This window comes from Flavobacterium sp. (assembly GCF_003525665.1).
In the GTDB taxonomy this organism is placed as follows: Bacteria; Bacteroidota; Bacteroidia; order Flavobacteriales; family Flavobacteriaceae; genus Flavobacterium.
On the sequence record NZ_DQDX01000025.1, the window covers coordinates 1 to 4,051 of the forward strand.

Annotated in this window: 4 protein-coding genes; 2 read left to right on the forward strand and 2 right to left on the reverse strand. The window is 33.2% G+C overall.

Annotated elements, in window-relative coordinates; all coding sequences use genetic code 11:
• The coding region (locus DIU01_RS01590; RefSeq protein WP_290831509.1) for a sigma 54-interacting transcriptional regulator at positions 1-1,173 on the forward strand (1,173 nt) is incomplete at its 5' end.
• Between the two features lie 60 nt (positions 1,174-1,233).
• On the opposite strand, the gene DIU01_RS01595 is transcribed toward DIU01_RS01590, so the two are convergent.
• Positions 1,234-1,995 carry an NYN domain-containing protein gene (locus DIU01_RS01595; protein WP_290831510.1) on the reverse strand — a complete coding sequence of 254 codons (762 nt, stop codon included), beginning with the start codon at positions 1,993-1,995 and terminating at the stop codon, positions 1,234-1,236.
• Positions 1,996-2,125: 130 nt separating this feature from the next.
• Here DIU01_RS01595 and DIU01_RS01600 point away from each other — a divergent pair, with 130 nt between their 5' ends.
• Positions 2,126-3,082: an ion channel gene (locus tag DIU01_RS01600; RefSeq protein WP_290831511.1), complete on the forward strand. Its 957-nt coding sequence runs from the start codon at positions 2,126-2,128 to the stop codon at positions 3,080-3,082.
• 1 nt (position 3,083) lies between these two features.
• Here the strand turns inward: DIU01_RS01600 and rluF are convergent, their stop codons facing one another.
• The gene (rluF, locus tag DIU01_RS01605) at positions 3,084-3,899 is read right to left on the reverse strand and encodes a 23S rRNA pseudouridine(2604) synthase RluF (protein ID WP_290831512.1); all 816 of its coding nucleotides are present in this window, start codon (positions 3,897-3,899) and stop codon (positions 3,084-3,086) included.
• Positions 3,900-4,051: the final 152 nt, after the last annotated feature.

Consider the following 4,051-nt stretch of genomic DNA (forward strand, 5'->3'; position numbering starts at 1 on the left):
ATTAATGATGATCCATTAAATCCAATTTCGAGATTTGCAAAAGATTTAATTGACGAAAAAGGCGATGCAACTCCGATAAAATGGATTCACAGAAGCGAACGTTTTTCAGAAAAATTAGCAACGCCAGATGTTACTGTAGCCGATTTAATTGGTGATGTTGATCCGATAAAAGCGGCAAACTTGAAATTATCTTACGCCGATGATAGAGTAATTCACTTTGGGATGATTCCGAGAGCGAACCGTTGCATCTTTGTAATCAATGAATTACCCGATTTACAAGCTAGAATTCAAGTTGCTTTATTTAATATTTTACAAGAAGGCGACATTCAAATTCGTGGTTTTAAAGTTAGAATGGCTTTAGATATGCAATTTGTATTTACTGCCAATCCAGAAGATTATACCAATCGCGGAAGCATTGTAACGCCATTAAAAGATAGAATTGGTTCGCAAATTTTAACGCATTATCCAGAAACGGTTGCTATTGCAAGAACGATTACACATCAAGAAGCAAAATTAGATTTGCAACAATCAGAAACAGTCCATGTGCCATCATTAGCGAAAGATTTATTGGAACAAATTAGTTTTGAAGCTCGTGAAAGTGAGTACATCGATGCTAAAAGTGGTGTGAGTGCGAGAATGAGTATTACGGCTTTTGAGAATTTATTAAGTACTGCCGAAAGACGCGCTTTGCTTGCTGGAAATGATAAAACTTCGGTTAGATTGTCTGATTTTATGGGAATTATTCCTGCAATTACAGGTAAAGTCGAGTTGGTTTATGAGGGCGAACAAGAAGGTGCAGCTGTTGTGGCACAGTATTTAATAAGCGATGCAATTAAAACATTTTTCCCAGCTTTTTTCCCTAAAATTGAAAAGTTGGAACGCGATGCTGATGCGAGTCCGTATGCTAAAGTATTAGAATGGTTTTTTGCAGAAACCGGATTTGAATTGCTTGACGATGCATCTGATGAAGAATACAAAAATCAATTGGATGCCATCAAACCATTAGAAGATTTAATCCAAAAATACCAACCTGAATTTCCTTTGGAAGACAAGTATTTCTTGAAAGAATTTGTACTTTGGGGTTTAGTAGAATTTGATAAACTTAGTAAAGATAGAGTAGAAGTAGGTTATCAATTTAAAGATTTGTACAGTAGTTACATCAATAAATTGTAAAAATACTATTGAATAAAATCTACTGATTATCTAATTTTTAGGGTAATCAGTAGATTTTTTTTATTTTCTTCTTACGTAAATGTGTTTGATATTGTTTTTTCCGCTGTCGCGTTTGTCAATTTCAAATCGGTTCATGCTTTCTATAAACGACAGCATTTTAGAAAATCCGTAGTTTCTGGAGTCAAAATCGGGTTTCTTTTTTAGCATTAAGTTTCCTAAATCACCCAAGAATGCCCAACCGTTTTCATCTTCCAAATCTTCAATACTATCAGAAAATAGTTGAATGATTTTTGGATCAATTTTACTTATTGGATTGCTGTTTTGAACTTTGGTATTTTTATTTGGTTTCGAATTTGAACCAGATGGAACTTCTGCATCATGTTTCTTCAAAATTTCAATGTAGATGAATTTATCACAAGCTGTAATAAAAGGAGTAAGAGTTTTCTTTTCACCAATTCCGATGACTTTCATTCCGGCTTCACGAAGTCGTGTTGCTAATCTTGTAAAATCTGAATCGCTCGAAACTATACAAAATCCATCGACTTTTCCAGTATATAAAATGTCCATCGCGTCAATTATTAATGCGCTATCACTTGCATTTTTCCCAGTAGAATAACTGTATTGCTGAATAGGAGTTATGGCATTTTCTAACAAAACATTTTTCCATCCAGAAACAGTTGGTTTGGTCCAATCGGCATAAATACGTTTAAAAGTTGGCGTGCCGTATTTTGCAATTTCTTCAAACATTTCTTTCACATTGGCATACGGCACGTTATCGGCATCAATTAAAACAGCGAGTTTTAGATCATTTCTAATTTCCATAATTCTCAGAATTTAATTCTTCAACCAAATGTAATCAAATTTGAGCGAAAACTGATGTCTAAACAATTAAATAAAATACTTCTTCTATAAAAAAAATGGTATTTTTGAAGCTCTAAAAAAGTACTATTTAATGGCGTTTTTAAAAAATATAAATTCTAAGGCAAAGGCAATAAAAGATACCGGTTTCGGAGCGAATTCATCAAGTTATGGAGGTCGTTTTGTAACTAAATCGGGTAATGCAAATGTTCGAAAAACTGGTGTGAGTTTTATTGAAAGTATTAGTTGGTATCACACTATGTTGACGATTCCTAGATGGAAATTTTTCTTTATTATTTTGACATTTTATTTTCTTGTAAACCTTGCATTTGCCTCAATATATTATCTTATTGGAACTGAAAACCTTAAAGGAATTGTTGCCGAAAATGCTATCGATAGATTTGGTCAAACGTTCTTTTTTAGTATTCAAACCTACACTACGGTTGGTTACGGACATATTAGTCCGAGTGGTTTTCTTACTAGTTTTGTGGCATCAGTAGAAGCCTTATTTGGATTATTGAGTTTCGCAATTGCCACAGGTTTATTTTATGGAAGATTTAGTAAACCCAATGCCCATATTTTATTTTCTGAAAATGCAGTTATTGCTCCATTTCAAGGCGGAACTGCTTTAATGTTAAGATTATCTCCATACAAAAACACCAATTTAAGTGATGCCGAAGCACGAATGACATTAGGAATTCATGTGGAAGAAGGCGGAAAATTGGTAAACAAATTCTATCAATTGGATTTAGAATTTGATAAAGTAAATGCACTGACTTTAAGTTGGACTTTGGTTCATCCAATTACTGAAAAAAGTCCGTTTTATCAACTTAACGAAGCTGATTTTAAAAACACAATTGGAGAAATTATTGTTTACGTAAAAGTCTTTGATGATATGTACAGTTCTACAGTTGTAAAACGTACTTCTTATACTTTTGATGAAGTAGTTTATGGAGCAAAATTTCTACCAATGTTCACCAAAAGTACCGATGAAAATAAAACCCTTTTGCAAATTGACAAACTCAATCTATTTGAAAAAGTGACTTTATAATTTAGTTTTGATTGTTATTATTTCTAGAAATTCTTGGTTTAGAATTGCTGTAAAATTTTGAATTGTCGGACCTAATTGGTTTTGGTAAACTAGCTTCTTCGGTTTTACTTGAAGGTTCAATTAATTGGTTTAATTGCGTGATTTCATCAGAAGTTAATTCTCTAAATCTACCAACAGGAACATCGAGTGTGATGTTTATAATTCTGGTTCTTTTTAGAGCTGTAACTTCATAATCTAGAAATTCGCACATTCTACGAATTTGTCTGTTTAAACCTTGAGTTAAAATAATTCTGAAGATGTTTTTGCTAATTTGTTCTACCTTACATTTTCTTGTTACAGTATCTAAAATTGGAATTCCATTAGCCATTCTTTCAATAAATCGATCGGTTATTGGTCGGTTTACGGTTACTATGTATTCTTTTTCGTGATTGTTTCTTGCTCGTAGAATTTTGTTTACGATATCACCATCATTCGTCATAAAAATTAATCCTTCACTGGCTTTGTCTAATCGTCCGATTGGGAAAATTCGCTCTGGATAATTGATGTAATCTACAATGTTATCTCGTACATCAAGGTTGGTTGTGCATTCAATTCCTACTGGTTTATTGAAAGCAAGATATACTCTTTTTTGAGTGTTTTCTCTCACTAATTTTCCGTCAACGCGCACTTCGTCATTTGGGCTAATTTTTGTACCCATTTCTGGAACGCTACCATTTATTGTAACGCGTCCTTGCTCAATAAGTTTGTCGGCTTCACGACGCGAGCAAAATCCAGTTTCTGATAAAAATTTGTTGATACGAGTGAGATTGTCTTCCATGATGCAAAAGTACTAATTTGTATTTAAAAACAGATGTTGTTTTTTAAATGTAACCAAAAAGAAAAAAGAATGGCTAATTATCCCGAAGCTTCGGGACTGATTGAAAGGAAAAACTCCCGATTTTTATTGGGATTTTGGGATGAAAGCAGGAA

What these genes read in the sequence shown, in the direction of transcription:
- DIU01_RS01595 (WP_290831510.1), bottom strand. Translation starts at nt 1,995, where the DNA reads ATGGAAATTAGAAATGATCTAAAACTCGCTGTTTTAATTGATGCCGAT.
- DIU01_RS01600 (WP_290831511.1), top strand. Translation starts at nt 2,126, where the DNA reads ATGGCGTTTTTAAAAAATATAAATTCTAAGGCAAAGGCAATAAAAGAT.
- rluF (WP_290831512.1), bottom strand. Translation starts at nt 3,899, where the DNA reads ATGGAAGACAATCTCACTCGTATCAACAAATTTTTATCAGAAACTGGA.